This is a genomic window from Aquirufa rosea (genome assembly GCF_004118285.1).
In the GTDB taxonomy this organism is placed as follows: Bacteria; Bacteroidota; Bacteroidia; order Cytophagales; family Spirosomataceae; genus Aquirufa; species Aquirufa rosea.
Genome location: NZ_SDHY01000001.1, coordinates 116147 through 140273, shown reverse-complemented (window position 1 = coordinate 140273; position 24127 = coordinate 116147). Strand labels below are relative to the sequence as shown.

The 24127-nt window shown below is 36.0% G+C and carries 21 protein-coding genes and 1 other RNA gene; 5 read left to right on the top strand and 17 right to left on the bottom strand.

Annotated features, from left to right (window positions below):
• The first annotated feature begins 2 nt into the window (after nt 1-2).
• On the top strand, nt 3-1295 hold the full coding sequence (gene hemL, locus ESB04_RS00630) for a glutamate-1-semialdehyde 2,1-aminomutase (protein WP_129025210.1): 1293 nt from the start codon (nt 3-5) through the stop codon (nt 1293-1295).
• A 28-nt stretch (nt 1296-1323) separates the two neighbouring features.
• Nucleotides 1324-2310, top strand: a complete 987-nt coding sequence (locus tag ESB04_RS00625; RefSeq protein WP_129025208.1) for a glycosyltransferase — start codon at nt 1324-1326, stop codon at nt 2308-2310.
• On the opposite strand, the gene rfaD is transcribed toward ESB04_RS00625, so the two are convergent.
• Nucleotides 2291-3256, bottom strand: coding sequence for an ADP-glyceromanno-heptose 6-epimerase (gene rfaD / locus ESB04_RS00620; RefSeq protein WP_129025206.1), 966 nt, complete (start codon nt 3254-3256; stop codon nt 2291-2293). The two genes, ESB04_RS00625 and rfaD, sit on opposite strands and share 20 nt — an antisense overlap.
• Before the next feature lie 132 nt (nt 3257-3388).
• On the opposite strand from rfaD, the gene ESB04_RS00615 reads away from it, so the two are divergent.
• Both ESB04_RS00615 and lpxB read left to right on the top strand, forming a co-directional pair.
• Nucleotides 3389-3808, top strand: a complete 420-nt coding sequence (locus ESB04_RS00615) for a 6-pyruvoyl trahydropterin synthase family protein (protein WP_129025204.1) — start codon at nt 3389-3391, stop codon at nt 3806-3808.
• Nucleotides 3809-3811: 3 nt separating this feature from the next.
• Nucleotides 3812-4912: a lipid-A-disaccharide synthase gene (gene lpxB, locus ESB04_RS00610; protein WP_129025202.1), complete on the top strand. Its 1101-nt coding sequence runs from the start codon at nt 3812-3814 to the stop codon at nt 4910-4912.
• On the opposite strand, the gene ESB04_RS00605 is transcribed toward lpxB, so the two are convergent.
• The 8 genes from ESB04_RS00605 to ESB04_RS00570 form a co-directional block, all read right to left on the bottom strand.
• Nucleotides 4897-5460 carry a 1-acyl-sn-glycerol-3-phosphate acyltransferase gene (locus ESB04_RS00605; RefSeq protein WP_129025200.1) on the bottom strand — a complete coding sequence of 188 codons (564 nt, stop codon included), beginning with the start codon at nt 5458-5460 and terminating at the stop codon, nt 4897-4899. The two genes, lpxB and ESB04_RS00605, sit on opposite strands and share 16 nt — an antisense overlap.
• Nucleotides 5451-6089, bottom strand: a complete 639-nt coding sequence (locus ESB04_RS00600) for an HAD family hydrolase (RefSeq protein WP_129025198.1) — start codon at nt 6087-6089, stop codon at nt 5451-5453. Before ESB04_RS00600 ends, ESB04_RS00605 begins: the two co-directional genes overlap by 10 nt.
• Nucleotides 6090-6093: 4 nt before the next feature.
• Nucleotides 6094-7050, bottom strand: a complete 957-nt coding sequence (locus ESB04_RS00595) for an acetyl-CoA carboxylase carboxyltransferase subunit alpha (protein ID WP_129025196.1) — start codon at nt 7048-7050, stop codon at nt 6094-6096.
• Nucleotides 7051-7083: 33 nt separating this feature from the next.
• Nucleotides 7084-8508, bottom strand: coding sequence for an MBL fold metallo-hydrolase RNA specificity domain-containing protein (locus ESB04_RS00590; protein WP_129025194.1), 1425 nt, complete (start codon nt 8506-8508; stop codon nt 7084-7086).
• Nucleotides 8509-8582: 74 nt separating this feature from the next.
• Nucleotides 8583-9632, bottom strand: coding sequence for a DUF6807 domain-containing protein (locus tag ESB04_RS00585; protein ID WP_129025192.1), 1050 nt, complete (start codon nt 9630-9632; stop codon nt 8583-8585).
• 72 nt (nt 9633-9704) lie between these two features.
• Nucleotides 9705-11381 (bottom strand): RagB/SusD family nutrient uptake outer membrane protein, encoded by a 1677-nt coding sequence (locus ESB04_RS00580; protein WP_129025190.1) that lies wholly within the window; start codon nt 11379-11381, stop codon nt 9705-9707.
• Nucleotides 11382-11404: 23 nt separating this feature from the next.
• Entirely contained in the window at nt 11405-14434 is a 3030-nt protein-coding gene (locus tag ESB04_RS00575; protein WP_129025188.1) for a SusC/RagA family TonB-linked outer membrane protein, read from the bottom strand.
• Nucleotides 14435-14712: 278 nt separating this feature from the next.
• Nucleotides 14713-15282 (bottom strand): RNA polymerase sigma factor, encoded by a 570-nt coding sequence (locus ESB04_RS00570; RefSeq protein ID WP_129025186.1) that lies wholly within the window; start codon nt 15280-15282, stop codon nt 14713-14715.
• Nucleotides 15283-15547: 265 nt separating this feature from the next.
• Here ESB04_RS00570 and ESB04_RS00565 point away from each other — a divergent pair, with 265 nt between their 5' ends.
• On the top strand, nt 15548-16957 hold the full coding sequence (locus ESB04_RS00565; RefSeq protein WP_129025184.1) for an APC family permease: 1410 nt from the start codon (nt 15548-15550) through the stop codon (nt 16955-16957).
• Here the strand turns inward: ESB04_RS00565 and ESB04_RS00560 are convergent.
• The 8 genes from ESB04_RS00560 to ESB04_RS00525 form a co-directional block, all read right to left on the bottom strand.
• Nucleotides 16942-17847 carry an alpha/beta hydrolase gene (locus ESB04_RS00560; RefSeq protein WP_129025182.1) on the bottom strand — a complete coding sequence of 302 codons (906 nt, stop codon included), beginning with the start codon at nt 17845-17847 and terminating at the stop codon, nt 16942-16944. The two genes, ESB04_RS00565 and ESB04_RS00560, sit on opposite strands and share 16 nt — an antisense overlap.
• A complete protein-coding gene (locus ESB04_RS00555; RefSeq protein WP_164969555.1) occupies nt 17844-18743 on the bottom strand; it encodes an EamA family transporter in 900 nt (299 codons plus the stop codon). The genes ESB04_RS00560 and ESB04_RS00555 overlap by 4 nt, the downstream gene beginning before the upstream one ends.
• 27 nt (nt 18744-18770) lie before the next feature.
• Nucleotides 18771-19445: a tRNA (guanosine(37)-N1)-methyltransferase TrmD gene (trmD, locus tag ESB04_RS00550; protein ID WP_129026114.1), complete on the bottom strand. Its 675-nt coding sequence runs from the start codon at nt 19443-19445 to the stop codon at nt 18771-18773.
• Nucleotides 19435-19968 carry a ribosome maturation factor RimM gene (gene rimM / locus ESB04_RS00545; RefSeq protein ID WP_129025178.1) on the bottom strand — a complete coding sequence of 178 codons (534 nt, stop codon included), beginning with the start codon at nt 19966-19968 and terminating at the stop codon, nt 19435-19437. The genes trmD and rimM overlap by 11 nt, the downstream gene beginning before the upstream one ends.
• 64 nt (nt 19969-20032) lie before the next feature.
• A complete protein-coding gene (locus tag ESB04_RS00540) occupies nt 20033-20662 on the bottom strand; it encodes a 30S ribosomal protein S16 (protein ID WP_129025176.1) in 630 nt (209 codons plus the stop codon).
• A gap of 93 nt (nt 20663-20755) precedes the next feature.
• An RNA gene (gene rnpB, locus ESB04_RS00535) (RNase P RNA component class A) lies at nt 20756-21113 on the bottom strand.
• Nucleotides 21114-21133: 20 nt separating this feature from the next.
• The gene (locus tag ESB04_RS00530) at nt 21134-22417 is read right to left on the bottom strand and encodes a DUF4403 family protein (RefSeq protein WP_129025174.1); all 1284 of its coding nucleotides are present in this window, start codon (nt 22415-22417) and stop codon (nt 21134-21136) included.
• Entirely contained in the window at nt 22414-23997 is a 1584-nt protein-coding gene (locus tag ESB04_RS00525) for a hypothetical protein (protein WP_164969554.1), read from the bottom strand. Before ESB04_RS00525 ends, ESB04_RS00530 begins: the two co-directional genes overlap by 4 nt.
• Nucleotides 23998-24127 lie beyond the last annotated feature (130 nt).

Below are 24127 nucleotides of genomic sequence, written 5' to 3'. Positions count from 1 at the left end.
TTATGGGTTCATTAAGTGGTTCTTATTTTGATCGTGCCTTGCAAGTCATTCCTGGCGGAGTAAATTCTCCAGTAAGGGCATTCAAATCAGTGGGTGGTTCTCCGTTATTTATTCAATCAGCTAAAGGTGCCTACCTCAAAGATGTAGATGGCAAGGAATACTTAGACTTAATTGGTTCTTGGGGACCCATGTTATTTGGTCAAGCTCATCCAGCCATTGAAAATGCCGTAAGAAATGCCTTGGGAAATGGATTTTCTTTTGGGGCCCCATCCTATAATGAAGTACTAATCGCGGAAAAAATTGTTTCCATGATACCTTCCATAGAAAAAGTGCGCTTGGTTAATTCTGGTACAGAAGCCACCATGGCTGCAATTCGGTTGGCTAGGGCATATACTAAACGGGATAAAATCATCAAATTTGAAGGCTGTTATCACGGGCATGGAGATTCATTCTTAATTGCTGCCGGATCTGGTGTAGCTACATTAGGCACGCCTGATAGTCCAGGAGTAACAACCTCCACAGCAAAGGATACATTAACCGCGGTGTACAATGATTTAGCATCTCTAGAACATCTATTTAATGCCAACCCTAGTTCGATTGCTGCTGTCATTTTAGAACCTGTAGTAGGAAATATGGGATTAGTAATCCCAGAACCCGGTTTCATTGAAGGTATTCGACAATTATGTACTGCCCATGGTAGTTTATTGATATTCGATGAGGTGATGACGGGCTTTAGATTATCCCCTAGCGGGTATCAAGGATTGACACCAGTTCAACCAGATTTAACTACCTTAGGTAAAATCATTGGTGGAGGTTTACCTGTGGGGGCTTATGGAGGTAGAGCAGAAATCATGAACATGATTGCTCCTGCTGGACCAGTATACCAAGCTGGAACTTTATCTGGTAATCCGTTGGCTACAACAGCTGGATTGGCTATGTTAAACCTCATTACCGAACATCCTGAAATCTATCCAGAGTTAAATAGAAAAGGTGAATACTTAGCTCAAGGAATACGTGAACAATTATGGGAGTTGAATATCGATGGCTTTGTCAACCAAATAGGTTCCATGTTTACGCTCTTTTTTACCAAAAAAGCTGTTAAAAATTTTAGTGATGCTAAAACTTCTGACACGACTAAATTTGGAATTTACTTTAGAGAAATGTTAGAGCAAGGTGTCTATTTACCACCATCGCAATTTGAATCATGGTTTTTATCTACAGCCTTGGAAGATGCTCATCTTGAACATATTTTAAAAGCTAGTCGGATTGCTTTGGAGAAAACAATACAAGCATAGAGATTAAAAGCTCTGGTAAAACAACTACATGAAAGATCATGCCACTTTCTTTAGTGTTATTATACCTGTTTACAATAGGCCTCAAGAGTTAGACGAATTGTTGGCTTGTTTAAGTAATCAAAGCTATAATACCTTTGAAATTTTAGTGATTGAAGATGGCTCAAGCATTTCATCCAAGAAGGTAGCCGAAAAATATCAGGATAAACTCCAAATTCATTATTTTTTTAAAGAAAATGCAGGACAGGGTTTCGCGAGAAATTATGCATTTGAAAGAGCAAAAGGAGATTTTTTCATCATACTAGATTCGGATGCATTGGTGGAATCTAGTTATTTGGAAGAAGTCAATCTCGGAATTAAAGAGAAAAACCTTGATCTATTTGGTGGACCCGATAAAGATCATCCTAGTTTCAGTCCCATTCAAAAAGCCATTAGTTTTAGTATGACTAGCCTATTTACGACTGGAGGAATTAGGGGCAAAGAAAAGAATGTAGGCGGCCAATTTCATCCCAGGAGCTTTAATATGGGTATTTCCAGGAAAGTCTGGGAGGCTACCAAGGGTTTCAAAATAACCCGTATGGGTGAAGATATCGAGTTTAGTATACGCTCTCTATCATTGGGTTTTAAATCAGCTTTACTTCCTAAAGCATTTATCTACCACAAAAGAAGAACTGATTTTAGTCAATTCTATAAACAACTGCATTTCTTTGGAAGGGCAAGAATCAATATTTCACGCTTTTACCCCAATGAACTAAAATGGGTGCATTTTTTCCCTGCCTGTTATTTGATTGGCCTATTTATTAGTCTCCTTAGCTTAATCGTAATTCCATCGATTGGGAAAATAATGGGATTAATGGTGCTTCTTTATTGGTTTGCCATCTTTATAGACGCCATATTTCAAAGTAAAAGTCTAAAAATAGGAATCCTAGGCCTTATTGCTGCTAATATTCAATTAATAGCGTATGGACAAGGATTCCTGGAAGAGGCTTGGAAAAAAATTACCAATAAGCCTTCTTGAGTAGATAATTCTGTACATAATCCTTCACCCCTTCTTCGAGGGTATGAAAAGGTTGGGTAAAACCAATCTCCCGTAATTTACTCATATTGGCTTCCGTGAAATATTGGTATTTATCTCGAATATCTGCGGGAGTGTCAATGTAATTAATCACGGCTTCTTTTCCCATAGCTGCAAAAGTAGCTTTTCCTAAATCATTGAAGGATCTTGCTATGCCAGTACCTAGATTATAAATACCTGAATTTTTACGATGCTCCATCAAGAAAATGCATACATCGATTAAATCTTTAACGTAGATAAAATCACGCATTTGTTCACCATCACCATAGTCAGAACGGTGGGATCTAAACAAATTAAGACTTCCCTTTTCATTAATCTGACGAAAAGCATGCCAAATAACAGAGGCCATACGACCCTTGTGGTATTCATTGGGACCATATACATTAAAGAACTTTAAACCAGCCCAGAAGAATGGTTTCTTTTCTTGCTGCAAAGCCCAAATATCAAAATTGTTCTTGGAATCACCGTAAGGATTAAGTGGCTTTAAACCAGGTATTTTACTTTCGTCATCATCATATCCCAATTCTCCCAAACCATAAGTAGCTGCTGAAGAGGCATAAACTAATGGAATTTGATAATCTACACAACGATTCCAAATTTCTTTAGAATAGTTTACATTTAACTCATCAAATATGGCTTTATTAAACTCCGTCGTATCTGTACGGGCGCCAATATGAAATATAAATTCAACTTCTCTAAAGTTGACATCCAACCAATCAAAAAAATGAGTGCGATCCACCCTTTCTTTAATTTTTTTACCCACCAAATTTTTATTTTTTTCTTCAAAAGAAAAATCATCTACGGCGATGATATAATTGAAATTTAACTCATTCAATTTTTGAATTAAACAACTACCAATGAATCCAGCAGCTCCTGTAACAATGATCATAATTAAATAGATTATATAGATTTAGCCTTTAAATTTACACAGAATCCCGTTAGCATTCCATACCTTTGCAGAATTAATGGTGATACTGCTATTGTTTTCCCAGTTCACCTTCACTTAAAACAACTGAAAACAATGGTTTACGTTATCCGCAAGGAACATTTCAATGCCGCACATCGCCTATACAATCCCCTTTGGTCAGAAGAAAAAAATGAAGCTGTTTTTGGACCTTGTGCCAATAAAAATTGGCATGGGCATAATTTTGAATTAATTGTTACCGTAAAAGGTAAGCCAGACCCAGAAACAGGATTTGTATTTGATTTAAAAGAATTAGGTCAATTAATCAAAAAAGAAATAATTGATAAAGTAGATCATAAAAATCTAAATATGGATGTAGATTTCATGTTAGGTAAATTGGCCAGCTGTGAAAACTTAGTTATGGAATTTTGGAAAATATTAGCTCCCAAAATAAAAGCATCATCAGAGAGTGCTGAACTGCATAAAATTCATTTGGTTGAAACGAACAAAAACTCCGTAGAATACTATGGTGAATAATGCATGAAATATTTCATTTTAGCTGGCGAGAAATCTGGAGACTTACATGGTTCTAAGCTTATTCAAGAATTATTAAAACTTGATTCCGATGCTGAAATTAAAGCCTGGGGAGGTGATGACATGCAAAAAGCTGGAGCAGAAATCCTCATTCATTATAAAGAACTAGCCATTATGGGTTTGTTGGGAGTTTTACAAAATATCCAACGATTAAAAGGTTTATTTCAAAAATTCAAACAACAAATTCAAGCCTTCCAACCAGATACAATCATCTTCATTGATTACGGAGGTTTTAATCTAAAAGCAGCTAGAATAGCAAAATTGGCAGGATTTCATACTCAATTTTATATAGCCCCTAAGGTTTGGGCTTGGAATAAAGGTCGAGTGGATGTAATCAAAAAATGGGTAGATGAACTATATGTCATATTTCCCTTTGAACAAGCACTTTTTGAATCTCAAGGAATATCCACCCATTACGTAGGTAATCCCTTAAAGGATTCCATCGATAACTTTAATCCAAATCCTAATTTTTCAATGGAAAAAGCTATCAATCAACCCTGTATAGCCCTTTTAGCTGGAAGTAGAAAGCAAGAAATCACAGTGGCATTGCCTGTTTTTCAAGAATTGAAAAACCTATTTCCACAAGCTAACTTCTACGTGGCGGGGCTTAAAGAATGGGAAAACCTGTACAAAAATTACGATTTACCTATCATTTACGATGATACATACAATTTGCTTCAAGTATCGAAAGTAGCCATCGTAACTTCTGGTACGGCTACATTAGAAACCGCTTTATTTAAAATCCCACAAATTGTTGTTTATAAGACCGATTGGCTTTTTTACTCGCTTGCTAAATTAGTGGTGAAGATTCCTTATATCTCCTTAGTCAATATAATTTTAGGAAAAGAAGCCATCCCCGAATTGATACAATCGAAATTTACTGCTTCGCACGTTGCCTTGGAACTAAAAGACTTATTGAATGAATCTTCTACCAGCAGGCAAAAACAATTGCATAGCTATGAAGAACTTGCAAAGCAAATCGGTTTAGCTGGAGCATCCCAAAAAACAGCCAAATTAATCGTTGAAAAGGCTCAATTAGCTAAGTAATTTTTAATCCAAGACTTTTGGACACCAGGAATACCTGCAAAATATTGGGCAATAACCTTTTTATCACTTTCGAAGTCTCCAGTAGGATAAAATGGTGAATTGATATGAACTAATTTGTTGACATAGTCAAAGCCCACCATAATGATAGGAATGTTCGCTTGTACAGCTATATGATAAAATCCTGTTTTTAATTCCTGAACATCTTTACGAGTCCCCTCAGGTGCTAAAGCAGCATGAAAGTATTCATTAGAATTATAAATATCAACAATTGCCCCTACCAAATTCTGATTTTTAGAACGATCTACCGGATATCCTCCTAACCAACGAAAGACCCATCCAAATACTCCTTGGAATAATTCCTTTTTTCCCCAAAAATGGATCTTCATATTCAATAACGAACGAACACCTAAACCAATAGGAAAATCAACCCAAGTGGCATGAGGACATACAATAACAATACTTTTAGGAATATCTCGAGGTATATCACCCTTCATTTCCCAACCCATTGTTTTAAAGAATAAGTCAAATAAGGCAGACTTTATGAGCATAAATTCAATAAATAGGAATCAATTTGTTGTAAAGAACACGAAGGATTAATGAGTACAGCATCAATACCTATTCGCTTTGCAGATTCAATATTATGAAAATTATCATCAAAAAAAATAAGATTTTCTGGTTTTAATGATAATTGTGTTAGCACATGCTGATAGATTTTCTCGTCGGGTTTAATCATACCCATGTTAAAAGAAAAATATGTCTGTTTAAATAAACTAAAGAGACTTTCACCACTTGGACCTAATGGCACCTGAGTAAATCTTCTGGCATGAATGGCGCTAGTATTACTCAATAAATAAATAGGGTAACGCTGAGATACTTTCTCTAACCAAGAATATACACCAACATGAAAATCCAATAATAAGGCAGAAAAAGCCTGGTCAAATTGAGCATCAGAACAATCTAATGCCAATTTATCACGCAAAAAATCCCTAAACTCCTCATCAGATTGCAAACCACTTTCATATAATGCCCAAAGTGATTGACGATGTGTCAAATTTTTTATTTCCTCAGCTGAATATTTACTTGAAAATATTGCTAATTCCTGATAAGTCCTATCTAAGTCAATAGGTAATAATACATTCCCTAAATCAAATAAAAGAGTTGGAGATGTATGATTCATGGATTTATTCAACAAATACACCCATCTTACCGTACTTTTCTATACGAGCATCAATTCTAACACGAGGATCCACGGAAAGAAGTTTTTTCAATTCATCCTTGATAACTGCCTTCATTTTAGCTGCAGCAGCGTCTGGATCTAAATGAGCTCCGCCTAATGGTTCAGGAATAATTCCATCAATTAAGCCATTTTGCTCCATATCTGTCGCCGTTAATTTTAAAGCTTCTGCAGCTTGCTCTTTATAATTCCAAGATCTCCATAAGATAGATGAACATGATTCGGGAGAAATAACCGAATACCAAGTATTTTCCATCATTAAAACTTTATCACCTACTGCTATACCTAAAGCTCCACCCGAAGCACCTTCACCAATGATTATACAGATAACAGGTACCTTTAACATGAACATATCTCGTATATTGCGTGCAATGGCTTCACCTTGCCCTCTTTCTTCTGCCTCTAAACCAGGGAACGCACCTGGAGTATCTATCAAACAAATAATAGGTTTATTGAACTTTTCGGCCATCTTCATTAAACGCAAGGCTTTTCGATAACCTTCTGGATTAGGCATTCCGAAATTGCGATATTGACGCTGTTTGGTATTACGACCTTTTTGTTGGCCAATAAACATCACCGAAAACTCTCCGTCAATATTACCAAATCCACCCACCATGGCTTTATCATCTGCAACTGAACGATCACCATGGATTTCAATAAACTCCTCACAGATTTTCTCAATATAATCAAATGTATAAGGACGATCGGGATGTCTTGATAACTGAACCCTTTGCCAACGAGTTAAATTAGAAAAAGTTTCTTTTTTCAATTCTAAAATTTTTTCTGTCAACGATTCAACTGCACTACTGACATCAACATTATTTTCAATTGCTAATTTGCGCATTTCTATCAACTTATCCTCTAATTCAGCAATTGGCTTTTCAAATTCTAACAATGTTCTCATAATTGATGTTTATTTCAATTGTAAAATTATAGATTAAAGAATGAATGTTTGATTCTTTTCCGGCAAAATAACCTCTTGATACCCCAATTTTGTTAACTCTTCTTTGAATTCTACCATACTTTCCTCATCACCATGCGAAAGAAAAAGTTTTTTAAGCTGACTCGTAGACTGAACTTTAACGAAATCCAATAAGCCCAATTTATCAGCATGACCTGAGAATACATCTATCTTCCTAATTTTGGCTTGAACTCTATATTCCCGATCACGCACTTGAATGTGATCTAATCCTGCCAATAATTGTCTTCCTAGAGTACCTTCCGCAGCATAACCAATTAATAAAATGGTACAATAGGTATTGGAAATGTTATCAGCTATATGTGTCTCTACCCTACCACCTGAAATCATACCTGAAGAGGAAATGATGATACAAGGTTCATGATAATTTCTTATAGCCTTACTTTCCTTTTCTGTTTGTAAAAACTTTAAATTCTCAAAATCAAACAATTCATCATAATCTGCTTGAAAAGTCCGCGCTTCTTGATTTAAATAAGAAGAGAATTTAGTATATATTTTGGTAGAACTTCTTCCCATGGGACTATCCGTAAACACTCGGATAGGTGGAAAATTATCTTCTTCGATTAAGCGGTTTAGAGTATATAAAACAGCTTGAGTACGACCAACGGAGAAAGCAGGTATGATTAAACGACCTGGCTTATCTATGCAAGTTTCTTTGATAATATCACCCAAAGCCTGTTTGGTTGATATTTTATCCTCATGAATCCGATTACCATAGGTGGACTCACAAACCAAGTAATCACATGCTGGCATATCTTGTGGATCAATGTGTAGTGGATAATTTTTCCGACCCACATCACCGCTAAATCCTAAAGTCTTTTTGGCTCCATTTTCTGTAATACCTAAATGCACATGGGCTGCTCCTAACAAGTGACCAGCAGGAATAAAAGTGATTTCCAGATTTTCCGTAGCCCGGAATTTTTTATTGAAAGGAATAGTAATAAAATGATGCAGCGAATCCTCTACATCTTTTTGCAAGTACAAATCGCCCTTTCGTAAAAGACGATCCATTTGCTTATGTTTCTTTCTGCTTTCCCCTTGTGCTGCCTTCAACTTACGTAAATGTAAATTAGCCGAATCCATTAAAAGCAATTCAGCCAATTCTGCCGTAGGTGGTGTACATAATACTTGTCCTTCATAACCTTCCCGATAAAGCATAGGAATATTGCCAGAATGGTCAATATGTGCATGCGTTAGTATAACTAAATTTATCAGTGAGGCATCGAAGGGGAAAAATGCTTTACTTTCATAGGGCTCTTCAAAATTGATTTCCCTTTCCATGTCAGTCCCACAATCAATCAATATTTTGTAACCATCTTCAAGTTCCAGTAAATACATACTACCTGTCACTTGCTTCGCTGCACCTAAAAATTGTAGCTTCATAATTCAAATAAATAGGGGCTCAAAGAGCCCCTGATCCTGTACAAAAATACAGTTTTTTCATGAAAATATAACGCCTATTTTACTTGCTTAGCAAAATCAGCTTGCATTTTATCAAGTACTTCTTTAGTTAATTGCTTGTCAGCTATGACAGTTCTATACCTAAACGTAACCGACTCGCCTTTTTTCAAAGTTAGGTTTCTTTCGTCTTTACCATTACTAAAAACCTTAGCTCCTAATGGATTAACTGCAAATAAACCATAACCTCTGGCATGCCAATAACTTGGATAACTCACATTAGAAGGATGATCTAAAATAGCAATATTGATAGGGTGATTATCCAAAGTACCTTTCAAATTCATCCATTTAGCCCTGGTGCTCCATACCTTTTCACCGGTAATTCCTTCACTACTTTCATAATCCCCGCTGACACCTGTATTATCCAACACGGGAACTTTGGTTTCAACTCCATGGGCATCGGTAAAAATATCTGGTTTGTTCGATGGAATTTCTAACTGACGGGCCACGCGAATCGCAAACATTCCATCTTTTACATCTTTGAAAAGAACTGTCTCAGCCATGGCGGTTAAGGTTGTAATTCGATCTATCACACGAATAACACTTGTGCCAGAAAATACATAGCTTGTTTTCTCGGCAAGAACCTTTGCTCCTTTGCCGTCTTGATCAATCCATGTGGCAGAGACATCCAATACCCCTTTATCCTTCCCAGCTTTCATGTTAAGAACCTGACCATGTATAATGGTACCAAATTTATGACTTTTCATACCATCAGAAATATTATTGGAATTATTCCAATAGTCAAATCCATTGACATCCTCATAATTTAACCACATACCTACATGATGAGGATGGTCCGTACGCTCACCTGGACGTATATTAACCGGATAACCACGAGTGATGGTGCTACCTTGGGCACTTAGAATAGGATAAAGAACGGCTTTCTTTAAAACTGCTTCACCCGGATAAAAATAGGAAGTGAAATATTTACCGCCCACCAAGACGTCAATCTTCTTTTCAGCTTCATTCTTTTTAAAACTAACAGCTTGGTTTTGTGCATTAGCTTGAAGGGCTAAGCAAGTAGATAAGATTAAAAATAATTTTTTCATAAAAATAAGTTTAAAGTAAAATTCCGAGAATAAATCCTCGGAATTTTACAAAATAACAAAATCAATTTGACATTAATAACCTGGATTTTGAGGGAAACCAGTAGAAGTTCCTTCCGCTCTATCAATTTGTATTTGAGGAATTGGCCTTAAAACGTGATGAGGCTTAATATAAGGCGCCGCCTGAGCATTGTAAAGTTTAACTCGCTCAATTAAGTTACCCCATCGAGCTAAATCAAACCAACGAGATTGCTCACCTAGTAATTCACGCTCACGCTCATCCATTACAAAATTAATATTTAATTTATCTGCTGTAATTAACATAGCAGATTCCTTGCCAGGCCATGCAGCTCGACGTCTTACGACATTGTATGTATTTACAGCATCAGAAATAGCTCCCGAGAAAAACTGTGCCTCGCCAAGCATTAAATAAGTGTCTGCTAAACGAAAAGCAATAAAATCTCGCCCTCCTTCAAACTGAGTACGATCTACTCGAGCACCATCAAAATGTTTATTTAGAGCTAAGAAAATACGTTCATCATAACGAGAAGGCACTAAAACTTGGTATTTCTTTTTTGCACGTTCAGATTCTGGCATCTCATATCCAGGTAGATATATTGCCGTATCTCCTAAAGCAAAAGTTACCGTCTTCTTAGTCAAGTCAAAACTAGTATTATATGTACCTGGTCTATTAGATAGATAGGTATCTTTAAAAGACTTTTTGTAACGACTATCATTTTCTCTATCCTTGAAAACCACATCTAAGGTATAATTAGTGGGCTTATAACGCTTAAATGGACGACCATTTTCTGTGTCTCTCTGCATTCCTGGCAAAACATCATATTCCATTCCAAAAAATACGTGAGCGTTATTGCCTCCAGCATTCGTTAAAGGATCACGAGTATATTGAATAGACCAAATTACTTCATTATTAGCTTCATTACCTTGCTTGTGCACATCAGCAAAATCTGGTAATAATGAAATACCATAATTATTAATGACATTTTTTAAGCTGGCAATTGCTTTCGCATAATCATCACCAGCTTTGGCAACTGAAGTAGCCTTAGTCAAATAAACTCGACCTAATAAATGTTCAGCACCAGCACGAGTAATACGGCCATACTCAGAGGACCTAGCCTTGTTTTCTAAATCAGGCAAAGCTTCAGTTAAATCTTTTATGATTTGAGCATATTGTTGTGCTACTGTACTACGCTTCACTATCTTAGTAGGAGCCAAAGTCTCAGTCAACCGTAAATCAACACCGCCAAATAATTGAGTCATGATAAAATAGTGATGGGCTCGAATAAATTTTGCTTCGGCAACCCGTTGCTTTTTTACTGCATCTGTTAATCCGGTTACAGCAGGAGCACGCTCAATAATCGCATTGCAGGTATTAATTCCTTGGTAAAAATCATTCCAAACTTCAGCAAGCTGACCATTTCTTGTATCAAAATCCGTAGTATAAGTATTCATAAACTTCCAACTACCATCAGCACCATTAGTATATGAATCGGTACCAAAAATAGTTAAATTCATGCCTCTTTCTGTACCATACCAAGAACGTAAAGATGAATATGCCGCACTAGTTGCATCATTTAATCCTTTAGCTGTATTGATATAATCATTACCAATTCGAGAAACTACATTTTCTGTGAGCAAATCATTACAAGATTGTAAACCTAATCCAAGAGTTCCAATCAATCCTAAATTTGCTAGTAAACTTATTTTTTTAAATAATTTAAAGCTTTTCATATCTATTAATAGTTGAAATATTTTTAAAATTTAAGATTAACACCAAAAGTGATTACACTTGTAGCTGGAGAAACGTTAGTATTCACTTCTCCTCCTCCAACTCCTTGTTCTCCGTCCACATATGTCTCAGGATCAATACCTTTATATTTTTGACGATATTCTGCCAAAATTAAAGGCTGCTGAATACTAGCATAAACTCTTACGCTTTCCATTTTCCATTTTTTAGTAACAGATTCTGGAATATTGTAACCAATATTAATATTTCTAATCTTAAAGAATGATCCCTCAAAATAAGTTAAGGCACTACCATACTTCGGAAATTCTTGAGTCACTACAGGTTGAGGGAACTCATTGGTAGGATTATTGGGGGTCCAGTAATTCAAGGAAAGATTGTTATACCGACCTGCTAATTGATTTACGTTGTCATGGAAACGACTTCGAATCATTTGACCTACACGTGCAAACACAAAGAATGATAAATCAAAGCCTTTGTAAGAAAAACGGTTAGTCAAACCTGCAGTAAATGAAGGAACAGCAGAACCTAAAATTTGACGGTCATCGGCATTAATTTTACCATCGTTATTAAAATCCTGAACTTTAATTTGACCAACTTTGTCACCATATCTTGAAGCTTCTGCCGCTTCATTAGTTTGCCAAATACCTATTTTTTTGTAATCGAAAAATACACTCAATGGTTGACCTATGAACCTTCCAGCACCAACATCATCCACTTTTCCATTGGCTAGTTCAACAATTTCTTCTCTATTTCGATTGAAAATTAAATCTGAAGTCCAATTGAAACCACCTTTATCTACATTAACAGTAGATAAAGTTAATTCGATACCCGTATTCTTAGTTTCACCTACATTAGTAGTAAATCCACCGAAACCAATAGAAGTAGGAAGTGGTTGCGGAGCTAATAAGTCAGTTGTATTGGTTACATAATATTCGGCTGTACCTGAAATTCGACCACGAAGTAAACTAAAATCTAAACCAACGTTTTTAGTCGTTGAAGTCTCCCAACGTAAATCAGGGTTACCAATAGTGTTTGGACGATATCCATATGCAGCCGTATTATTATCCCAGGCATAAGCAGTTCTGCCTAATAAGGCTTGAGTTTGATATGGTGTAATTGCTTGGTTACCAATTGCACCCCAGCTTGCACGTAATTTAAGTTGATCTATTGCTGTAATATCCTTGAAAAATGCTTCTTCTGACATATTCCATCCTAGAGCTACGGATGGGAATAAACCGAATTTAGTATTCGCACCAAAACGAGATGAACCATCAGCACGTAAAGTAGCTGTAATCAAATATTTCTCTTTGTAATCATAGTTCAAACGACCCATATATGAAAGCAATGTCCACTCTATCAAATCGGTATTAGCTCCAGTTATTTGACTTGCATCACCTAAACGATGATAAGATTCAGATTCCGCGGGAATACCATTGACAGAGATCGTAGTTCTTTCATCTCTATCCCTCTGAATAGATTGCAAACCTGTAAAATTTAAATTGTGTACATCTTTAAACTTACGATTATAGGTAATAACGTTTTCTAAAGTCCAGTTAAACAGGAATTGCTCTGATACACCACCATTGGCATTACCACCACGATTATTATTGGTAAATGCACCAACAAATCTACCAGCTCTACCAATAGTCAAATCTGGACCAAAGTTAACTCGATACTTTAAACCTTTAGCAATATTCCATTCTCCATAAATACTGTTGAAAGTTCTAAAACGCTTATTTTCATCAACATTAGCACCTGGCACAATCTCAGAGAATGGATTAGTTCTTAAACCATCATTGGTTGGTAAAAATACTAAATTTCCATTAGCATCATAAGGCTCTCCTAACGGATTCTCTTGCATAGCTCCACCCAAAATATTAAGGTTTTCTCCATTTCTAAGGCTATTCACAACTAAAGTTGATAAACCAATTTTAATTTTATTATTTATTTGATGATCCAAATTCACTCGGAAAGTATAACGAGTGAAATCCTGCATTTTTACCACACCTATATCATTGAAGTAATTAGCAGATATGTTAAAAGTTGTTTTTTCAGATCCTCCAGAAACGGAAACTTGATGACTTTGGATAGTTCCTGTGCGTAACATGCCAGCAACATAATCAGTACTTCTTCCTGCTGCAATACTTGTCAACTCTCTTGGCTCAAAAATCTTGGCATCATCAGCTGCAGTTCCAGCTCCCAATGGATATTGTCCAACTGCACGACGAGACTCACGCTTGTATTCTGCAAATTCTGCACCATTCATAACTTGAATAGTACCTAATTGTTGGTTTACACCATAATAAGAATCTACTGAAACAACAGTTTTGCCTGCCTTACCACGCTTAGTAGTAATAATAACCACTCCATTAGCGCCTCTAGAACCATAAATAGCAGTTGCAGAAGCATCCTTTAAAACCTCCATTGACGTTATATCTGAAGGGTTAATATCATCTATTCCCCCTGATAATGGAATGCCGTCAACCACATACAATGGATCATTTGATGCATTAAATGAACGACGCCCACGAATACGAATCTGAGGACCTGCACCAGGCTTTGAACCAGGTTGAACAACATCGACTCCAGCTGCACGACCTTGTAATGCTTGTCTAGCATTAGTAACCGGTAATTCTGAAATTTCCTTTGCTCCTACAGAAGAAATAGCACCAGTCATTTGACTCTTTTTCTGTGTACCATAACCAACTACCACAACTTCACTCAAACTTGTATTATCAGCAACAAGCTTAATTTCAATTTGACTTTTTGAGCCTACTGGTACTTCTTGAGGCAGATATCCTACCGAGGTAATTAATAAAACAGAAGTACTAGAAGCAGAAATTTTAAAATTTCCATTAACATCTGATGATGTTCCTGATTTTGTACCTTTAATTAAAACAGATACACCGGGTACTCCAGAACCATCTTCTGCAGAAATTATTTTTCCGCTTATAGACCGATCTTGAGCAAATAATTGAATACCTATTAATACAAATAATATGCTTAATAGGAATTTTGAAAGTAATTTTTTTCTCATTTGTTTCAAAATAATTAAGTTATAAAGAATGCAAAGTGTTTTGAATTCTACTCCATAATGCCTTGCTCTCATTAGGAGTTAGCTGGTCCTTAGGGCTTTTAAATTTTCGAGGTTGGTTCCAGTTGGCCTTAGAAAATTTGATTAAAAATTGATAAATACGTTGCCTTAGTGGCTTTTTTAGGGTCTTTTTTACATGTTCATTGTGCTGTAACATTTAAAGGTTTTTTTGTACAATTACTATCTAAAGTAATTATCTCAACCTTTTTACTCATTTTCTATTAAAAAGATACCTGCTCAAACATCATATTATTTTTCATCTGACGAAGAGCCCCAAATATTAAGTTGTAAACTGATTGTGGATTGATTTTCATGGATTGGCTAATCTGTTCTGTATCCATATTGTGAAAAAATTTCAATGCAATAGCTTCTCTTTGTCTTTTACTTAATTTCATCAAACATTCATTCAATTGCTTATTTGTAGCGAACTCCTCTTCTACTCGAATCATTTGATATTCATGACTGTAGTCTCGATCTAAAGACTCTAAATAGTAATTTGTGTGATGCTGCGCATGTTTCATTTGTCCTTCCATTTGCCGAACAAGCTTTCTTTTAATGGAGGCCATTAAATAAAATTTTACACTTGTTGTAGGTCCCAAACTGGCATGGTTACGCCATAGCTCAACAAATAAATCATGCAAACAATCTTTAATCAATTCTTTGTCGCTTGTAATACCCATGGAATAAGAATAAAGCGGCTGAACAAAATGTTGATAAAGGTTAGTGAAGGCTTGATGACTTCCGTTACGAAATTGATCCCACACTTCCACCTCATTGATTTGCTGTTTCATTTGAATGTAATTAATTGAACTATTATAAGTTATAAGGGAATATTTTGTTTCCTTCACTACTTGATTTAAGCCAATATAGATATAGGAATTATAATAATTCAATGAAAATCTTTAATTTTTTTCCGTAAACGTTTACGTAAACGTTTACAATTTTGCAGCCTTCTGAATTGGGAAAATTTTATAAAAAAAAATCAACGAATTAATATTTATCCCAAAAAAAATACCAAAAACTAAAAATTGACTAATTTTAAGTTTCCCAAGTAAAATGAATCACACCATAAAGAAGTTAAACACCCTAGATGCCTCCATGCTGGTCATGGGCTCTATGATTGGATCTGGTATATTTTTAGTTAGTTCAGAGGTAGGTAGACAATTAACTAGTCCATATTTGTGGATAGGTACCTGGATATTAACCACCTTCTTAACCATAACTGGAGCTTATGCCTACGGAAAGCTTTCCTCTTTATTTCCTCAAACAGGTGGGCAATACGTTTATTTAAAGGAGGCCTATTCTCCTATGACAGGATTCTTGTTTGGATGGACTACCTTTTTAGTGATTCAAACGGGAACAATTGCTGCTGTGGCAGTGGCTTTTGCTAAATACACTGGATTTTTATTCCCGAATTTTATCAATGAAAATCCCCTACTATTCAATTACATCAATAGTCAACAATTGTTGGCCGCAGCATTAATTGCACTTTTAACTTATTTCAATTTAAAAGGTATTTCTTTTGCCTCTTTTATTCAAAACCTTTTTACTTTCACGAAAATTGGGGCTATTGTAGTCTTGGTTTTACTTGGATTTTTTGCAGCTTTTCAAAATGATTGGATTCATTTTGAAAACTTTTTCCGATCCCCAACTACCTTTGATTCGGGATCTCAACAATTTATAACTGTTGACACCTTCACCTTAGCAAGTTTATTTGGAGTAGCCATGATTGGTCCATTGTTTTCTTCCTCAGCATGGAATAATGTTACCTTTGCTAGCCAAGATTTCGAGGATCCAAGTAAAACTATTGCCAAAGGGTTGGTTTATGGATCTGCATTAGTATGTTTATTATATATTTTAACCAATATCGCTTATCTAGGAATTTTACCACTTGAAGGTAATCCATCAGGAACCACGGCATATGAACGGGGTATTATATTTGCAAGTCAAGATCGACTAGGCTCTGCTGCCTTAGAAAGTTTGTTAGGAAATATTGGGGCCACTGTCATGGCTATATTAATCATGATTTCCACTTTCGGATGTAATAATGGCATCATATTAGCTGGTGGAAGATTATTTGAGGCAATGGCCCAAGATAAATTATTTTTTTCGAAGGCAGCACACTTGAACAAGAACGGGGCACCATCCTATTCTTTAATTATTCAAGGAGTATGGGCTATCCTATTGTGCTTTTCCGGTGGTTATGGAACTCTATTAGATTTTACTGTTTTCGCTATATTACTGTTTTATTTCCTCACAGTAATGTCTTTATATAAGTCTAAAATTTCAAAAGGATCATTAAGTAAATCGAATCAAGTATTGTTCGCTATTTACCTACTAATCCTTTTGGCCATTGCTGGCAATTTACTCTATGTAAAAACGCTATCTTCTACTATTGGTTTAGCGCTGGTATTGTCTGGTATTCCATTCTATTTCTTCATGAAAAGAAATCAAAGTAATGATTGACTTTTAAACCATTTCATCAAACTCTCAAACCAATCGTCTGAGGTGGTTTTGTTATTTAGACCAAAACCATGTCCTCCTTTGGCAAAGACATGTAAATCACTGGAAATATTTAGATCGCTCAATTTTTCAACATAAATCAACGAATTCTTAACAGGTACCGCCTTATCATCGGCTGCATGCACTAAAAATGCTGGAGGTGTTTGGGCCGTTACTTGTTCCTCATTGGAAAATAAATGTAAATTTTCTTCATTCATTTCGGGTCCAATTAGATTTTTAGCCGAACCTTGATGCCCAAATGAACGGAAACTAATAACTGGATATAATAAAATTTGATAATCAGGACGCAAATTAGCCCCATCATTAATACCTGTATAATCTTTCGAGAAATGCGTAGCTACACTAGCAGCTAAATGTCCTCCCGCTGAAAAACCCATAATACCGACCTTCTTGGGATCTACTCCCCACTCCGAGGCATGTTGTCTCAAGATACGAATAGCTTGTTGAGCATCTTGTAAAGGAGCAATACGCTTATCAACTTGTCTTTTTGCGTCAGGTAATCGGTAAAATAACACTAAAGCATGAATGCCTCTTTCATTAAACTTTTTTGCAATATCTGAACCTTCATGTGAAGAAGCTAAAATACCATAACCTCCACCAGGGCATACCACTACACAGGGCTTATTAACTCCAGGACCAGCAGAATAAAATTGATAGGTAGGAATAGTTACCTTGGCGATTCTAGATATTCCATTGGTCACCGCTACATTTTGTTCATTGGGACCATCGATGTAATTGGGAATTGCGGCAGGATATAATGGCTGAGGACCTTGGGCCATAAGGGCAAATGATAGATTGAAAAAGGAAAAAACAAGCAATAAAGATTTTTTCATGATTTGAAAGCAGGTTTAGTTTTATCCGTTGAAATTAAAACAACTGCCAATAGTATGAAAAAACTTGCAAATAATAAAATAGGATGTAATTCTTCATTTAAAATAAAATGCCCCAAAATCAAAGCAACTACAGGGTTTACATAAGTATAAGTAGCTACTAGAGTGGCATCGCATTCCTTAGATAAATAACCAAAGATGGAAAAACCAGCCAGTGATCCAATTAGAATAAGATACAGAAATACACTCCATGCATACAAAGGAATGGTAGTTAAATGTAGTAAAGCGAGATCTCCTTTAAGTGTACTAATAAATATCAAAGGAATACTTCCTGAAATCATTTGAATAGCACAAACTTGGGTAAAATGATAGGAATTGGCTTTGGTCGATTGAACTCTAAATACAGCTAAGTTCCATGCAATAACTGCCCCAAGTAAAAGTAGAATACCAGTAAAAAACTCGGATGACTTGCCTGGAATAGATAAGTTTTTCTGCGAACTCATTAATAATATACCCACTAATCCTAATAAAGTAGCTACTATTTTTTTGAAACTAGGCTTGACTCCTTCTACCCAAAAAAATATAACCAATAATAAAGGGCCCAAGGCCATAAAAACTGCAGAGAAACCGGATGGAACAATGGCACTAGCAATAGCCAAGGAGGCATTATTCACAGTAATAAATAATATTCCAGCCATGATATGCACTTTGAGATGCTTCAAAGGCATTTGAACCCAATGTTTTCCTAAAATAGACCAAAGCAATAATAAGAAACCTGCAGAAAAATTACGCGTGTAGGAAATAAATAAGGGAGGAAAATAATCAATTAAAATTCTAACACTTAAAAAGGTGGAGCCCCAAATAAGATAAAGCATGCCCAAAGCTATCATATTAGGCATGCTTATAGATTTCTCTTTAATCATAAACTATTGCAATAAATCGGGTCTTCTTTCTTGCGTACGCTTGACAGATTGTTCATGTCGCCAAGCTTCAATATTTTTTTCATGCCCGGATAGTAAAACATCTGGTACATTCATTCCGCGAAAACTAGCAGGACGTGTATACACGGGAGGGGCCAATAATCCATCTTGAAATGAATCTGTCAAGGCAGAACTTTCGTCACCAATGGCCCCCGGTAATAGCCGTATAATGGCATCAGCGCAAACAGCAGCAGCTAATTCACCTCCTGAAAGCACATAATCTCCAATGGAAATTTCTTTAGTAACGTATTTCTCTCGTATTCTTTCGTCTATTCCTTTATAGTGCCCACAGATAAAAAGTAAATTTTCTGATAAGCTCAATTGATTAGCCATGGACTGATTAAAGCATTGCCCATCTGGACTTAAAAATATGATATCTTGATAAGATCTTTGGGCTAATAAATGATCTAAACATGTAGATAAAGGTTCTATTGCAATGACCATACCTGCCCCTCCCCCAAACGGATAATCATCCACTTGTCGAAACTTCTTAGATGAATAATCATGTAAATCATGTAATTGAACATCTACTAAACCGCTTTGTATAGCCCTTTTGCAAATAGAATGCTCAAAGAAGCTACTCATTAAGGCTGGAACTACGGATATAATATCAATTCTCATCATCTAAATATACTTCAAGTAATCCATCAGGAAGAACACTGTTGATAATCTGGTTTTTCTTATCCACTTTGGGGATTATTTCATCCAATAAAGGAATCAAAACTTCTTTGGATTGATAAGTCATCACCAACACATCCTGTGCACCAGTAGAATACACTTCTTTTACGGTACCCAATTTACCGAGATTTACATCAATCACTTGATAACCAACAATTTCATGGTAATAAAACTGATGATCTTTTAATTTAGGTAACATTGAAATAGGTAAGAATAACTTTATACCTACCAAATCCTTGGCAGCATCAAGTGATTCAATGCCTTCAAAAGAAATCAAATTTAAATTAGAGCGAATTTGAAGGTCAGAGATAAAATAAGGAACCATCTCATTCCCTATTTGCAAAAACACAGCATCTAATCCTTCATACTCTTCAGGATCATCCACATCTAGGTAAACATGAAGCGCACCTTTGATACCATGTGGTTTGGAAAGTGTTCCTAATTCGAAATATTCTGTTTTTGCCATGGGTACAAAAAAAAATCATACAAATCTGAAATCAAATTTGTATGATTTTCAATGAATTAAAAAATTATTCAGCAGCAGGCTCTTCAGCGGCTGACTCTTCAGCAGCAGGAGCAGCTTCTTCCGTTGCAGGAGTTTCCTCTACAGCAGCCTCAGCAACTTCTGTCTCTTCAACCTCAGATGATTCATCAACTTCGTTGATAGCTTCTACTACGCTAGCTACTAAAGCTTCCTCTTCAACTTTGTTTTTAGCTGCAATAACTTCAGCACGTGCAGCAGAAACCTTAGCTTCCGCAGCTAAACGAGATGCCTTAGACTTATCTTTTGAATCCTGAATGCTAGTAGATTTGGTTTGAATCTTAGTCTCTTTCTCCGTTTTCCATGCTTCAAACTTAGCATCTGCTTGCTCTTGAGTGATAGCACCTTTGATTACACCTACTTGCAAGTGTTTTTTGTATAAAATACCACGATAAGACAAAATTGCCTTAGCAGTATCTGTTGGTTGTGCTCCATTCATTACCCACTTTAAAGCTTGCGTCTCATTCAATACGATAGTAGCAGGGTTTGAATTTGGATTGTAAGTACCAATTTTTTCAATAAAACGACCGTCGCGAGGAGCACGAGCATCCGCTACAACTAAGTCAAAAATTGCCAATTTCTTGCGTCCACGACGCGCTAGTCTGATTTTAACAGCCATTATTTCTTGGGTTATGAGGGATCTCGTCCCTCGAGTTTATAAAAATGTCTGCGAAATTAAGGAATTTGAACAGAAAATCCAAAGAATTAAAATAGAGAAAATAAATCTATAAGCCGAATTCTGTAAGCCCGAAGGCCTTCTTATCATTTATCTTGAATGAACATCACTGTTCACCTCTAGCAATCTACCCGCTGGCATCGGACGAGCAACCCTTTTGTCTTTCAACAGCCAGCCTATTTGATCTTGCAACTCGTGAGGTTTACCTGGACCCATTTTGTCACCAAAATAGCGGTGAGCTCTTACCTCACCTTTTCACCCTTACCTCGAAAGGCGGTAATTTTCTGTGGCACTTTCTGTCAGATTAGTTAAAATCTGCCTTCCTGTTAGGAAGCACGATGCTCTGTGTTGTTCGGACTTTCCTCTTTAAAAAAGCGATAAGACGATTTATTTTCTCTGAAACAAAGGTAAGCTTTATTTCTTTATGAACCATTTGCCCAGCATCTTACCCGATAAGTGCAGTGCATCCTGATTCCATTGTAATGTCTCTAAATTTAAATCCATCGATTCTACATGAATACCTTTTTCTCTCCATATCGACATATCAAGGAAAGATGTTGGATCCACCGAAAACGAAGCTAAATTACGCTCTAATCTTCGAATGATGCTTTTTTTAAACAAGCTTGAAGGAAAACCTAAACCCTGTAAATCTTTGGAAACCAAACGAATACTGACTTTTTTATCTTCCACCAATACGGGAATAAAATTAAAATGAAAGGTACTGGCTTTACCTTTATACCCTTTGATTTCACATTGAACAAAATCCTTATTGGTTCTATCAATGGACAAGCTTAAACTAGGTTGATTGGAAGCTTTTCTCCACTGACTTTCAACCATTTGACGCAAATACTCCCAATTCAAATCCACCGAAAAAGGAAGGGAAGAATTTGTTAATGAAGGAACCTGAGAAATTAACTTAACCGAGTTACTCAGGGTATTCCGATTCTCCATTGGCTGAGAAAACTCCAATGAACTATTGACATAGGCTGTTCCTGTCAAAACTGAGGTTCCTAAATCTAATTGAGCAAGGGCAATTTGATTAACCTTTGGATGAATCATAAAATCATTAATTGGCATACTTCGGATAGAATTATTCAACATCTTTTCTAAAGAGGAAGCATGTATACTCTGATTTACTTGAGACGTAATTTGATGGATAAATTGATCTTGTTTACTGGCTAATAATCGATCAATAACTGAAGTAACATTCACACCAAAACCTGCCACTTTCAAACTTGGTTTCTCTTTCCAAGAATAGGAATACTGTAACTGTTTAATTGACAATGAATTAGCAGATGTGGATTGCAATTCTGCTTGTACTGATACATCCATTTGTCCATTTACCTTACCGGCTGAGAATCCCGCTAAACTTGGCTCTGCTATAAATCCTATGGGCATTTGAAATTTTAAACCATTAGCATTATTGCCCTGAATTTTGATGGAATTCAGAAGTGTAACTTGTAAAGGAAAGCCAATAAAAGATGCATTATTTGAACTTTGAAATATCGTTTTACCTGGCTTAAAGGATAACCATTTTTGAATAGTATCATAACTAATTTCAAAATCCACCTGCATAAATTGAGGTTGAATTTGACTGAATTTCTCTTGAAATATAGCTGGTTTTGCATCCGGCAAAACCACTTCCCGCCGACAAGAAAATGCAACAACAAGTAAAAACAAACCTAACAAATACCTCATATCTGATGCAAACTTTTTCTAATAATCCATTCAACAGCCAAAATCATTAGCATGACTAATCCAAAATAGGGCCACTCCCAAAGATTAATTTCCTTTAACTTTCCTTTATCCGTGTTTATTGTGTCATTAAATGAAATAGACGATAATCCTGCCAATTCCACCACCTTTACGCCGTCTTTACTTGCTAACAATTGCAAATTAACTGAGTTCCTACCTTTTACACTTTCCAGATTTAAATCTTGAACGGTAAATTTCCCTTTAAACTCGACCACTTTATTAGCTCCTTGAAGGGTAGCTATGTACTGATAATTTCCTGGCCGACTTGGTATAAAACTCTCTACTTGATGCGCCTGAGTAATCTTTCGATTAAAACGAGTTGTTGTACCTCCTCCTTTTATTTCAACATTTAATTGTAAACCTTTAAGCTGTAAATTCTCTTGTTCCAATTGCCTTAATTCAAAAACCACTTCCTCGCCCAACAAAAAAGATGTCTGATTTAACTCCAGAGAAAATAGATCATCCGCTTTTCTTAAAAAGCTAATTTTAAATAATTCATTGATGGCAGAATCTATATATTGATGATTTCCTTTGGCCTTCATTTCAGCCATTTGTTCCTTCCAAAGTTCTAGGGAATTAGCAGATAAAGACGTTCTTTGGGCAACCCATTTTTTCCAAACACTTGGAAAATGTTCCCCAATTGAAGACATCTCCTCCATCTGTGGGATTTGTTTTAGGTTCTCAGGCAATACATTTAGTATCCAAATAGATTTGTCTTTGGGTAATTCTTTCGGCAAAATTCCATAAAACAAATAGTTATCAGCTGGTGCCAAGGAATTTACTTGTTGAGTAAAATTCCAATGCACATTCATGTGAGCCTCTTTGGCTATTCGATTGATGACACCTATGCTAGGATTGGGTGCTATGGCATAGGCCTCAATATTGGCTTTAAATTCTTGAACAATCCAAGTGAAAGTTTGACTATCATTGGGGCTTTCAGACCAATGAATACTCACCTCAAATTTACCTTGACGTTTCCCTACCATTTCAAGATCCACCTGTTTAAAATCAACATTTCTATCAAATTCTACTTTCAATTCTCGAAATAATTGACCGTTCAAAAGGACATTAATCGATGGCGTTTTTCTATTTACTTGCCCATTTGACCAGACAGAAATGGGAACATGAATAGGTTCATTTAATACAGATATTAGAGGCTTAGAAGGAACCAGTAAACCTAATTTTTGACCAATGACTTCTTTTCCAAATGGAATTACATAAATCGTTCTTCCTAAAGGATTAGGGGAATCTAAATGACTTAATTGAGCATCGGTGGCAAAAAATACATGAGTGACATCAACATCTTTTGATTCTTTTCGAATAATTTCTTGAACCTGTGCCCAAGAAGAAAACTTACCATTCGGTAAAATATCTCCTAATTCGTTGACACGCTGATTCAGTGATATCAATTTCAATTCCAGTTCACCAGAATTTAGCTTTTTAATTTTATCATAAGCTTCATTGATGAAACTTTTGAAATTGGATAAATTCATCGATTGCGAATCATCCACTATGAACAACATGCGTCTAGGAAGATGTTGAGGCTCCTGCACCGATATTTTCCATGGAACAAAACACAATATTAATCCCAGTAAGAAAAGACCGCGCAAAACCGCTTGAATTACGACTAAAACACTAATGGACGAATTTTTT

Coding starts and splice junctions, on each gene's coding strand:
- rimM (WP_129025178.1), bottom strand. CDS start 19,968: ATGGCAAAAACAGAATATTTCGAATTAGGAACACTTTCCAAACCACAT.
- ESB04_RS00600 (WP_129025198.1), bottom strand. CDS start 6,089: ATGAATCATACATCTCCAACTCTTTTATTTGATTTAGGGAATGTATTA.
- ESB04_RS00560 (WP_129025182.1), bottom strand. CDS start 17,847: ATGAAAAAATCTTTATTGCTTGTTTTTTCCTTTTTCAATCTATCATTT.
- hemL (WP_129025210.1), top strand. CDS start 3: ATGGGTTCATTAAGTGGTTCTTATTTTGATCGTGCCTTGCAAGTCATT.
- ESB04_RS00540 (WP_129025176.1), bottom strand. CDS start 20,662: ATGGCTGTTAAAATCAGACTAGCGCGTCGTGGACGCAAGAAATTGGCA.
- ESB04_RS00580 (WP_129025190.1), bottom strand. CDS start 11,381: ATGAAAAGCTTTAAATTATTTAAAAAAATAAGTTTACTAGCAAATTTA.
- ESB04_RS00575 (WP_129025188.1), bottom strand. CDS start 14,434: ATGAGAAAAAAATTACTTTCAAAATTCCTATTAAGCATATTATTTGTA.
- ESB04_RS00555 (WP_164969555.1), bottom strand. CDS start 18,743: ATGCCTAATATGATAGCTTTGGGCATGCTTTATCTTATTTGGGGCTCC.
- ESB04_RS00615 (WP_129025204.1), top strand. CDS start 3,389: ATGGTTTACGTTATCCGCAAGGAACATTTCAATGCCGCACATCGCCTA.
- ESB04_RS00530 (WP_129025174.1), bottom strand. CDS start 22,417: ATGAGGTATTTGTTAGGTTTGTTTTTACTTGTTGTTGCATTTTCTTGT.
- ESB04_RS00570 (WP_129025186.1), bottom strand. CDS start 15,282: ATGAAACAGCAAATCAATGAGGTGGAAGTGTGGGATCAATTTCGTAAC.
- ESB04_RS00595 (WP_129025196.1), bottom strand. CDS start 7,050: ATGAGAACATTGTTAGAATTTGAAAAGCCAATTGCTGAATTAGAGGAT.
- ESB04_RS00590 (WP_129025194.1), bottom strand. CDS start 8,508: ATGAAGCTACAATTTTTAGGTGCAGCGAAGCAAGTGACAGGTAGTATG.
- ESB04_RS00585 (WP_129025192.1), bottom strand. CDS start 9,632: ATGAAAAAATTATTTTTAATCTTATCTACTTGCTTAGCCCTTCAAGCT.
- ESB04_RS00625 (WP_129025208.1), top strand. CDS start 1,324: ATGAAAGATCATGCCACTTTCTTTAGTGTTATTATACCTGTTTACAAT.
- rfaD (WP_129025206.1), bottom strand. CDS start 3,256: ATGATCATTGTTACAGGAGCTGCTGGATTCATTGGTAGTTGTTTAATT.
- ESB04_RS00525 (WP_164969554.1), bottom strand. CDS start 23,997: ATGTTGTTCATAGTGGATGATTCGCAATCGATGAATTTATCCAATTTC.
- ESB04_RS00605 (WP_129025200.1), bottom strand. CDS start 5,460: ATGCTCATAAAGTCTGCCTTATTTGACTTATTCTTTAAAACAATGGGT.
- lpxB (WP_129025202.1), top strand. CDS start 3,812: ATGAAATATTTCATTTTAGCTGGCGAGAAATCTGGAGACTTACATGGT.
- ESB04_RS00565 (WP_129025184.1), top strand. CDS start 15,548: ATGAATCACACCATAAAGAAGTTAAACACCCTAGATGCCTCCATGCTG.
- trmD (WP_129026114.1), bottom strand. CDS start 19,445: ATGAGAATTGATATTATATCCGTAGTTCCAGCCTTAATGAGTAGCTTC.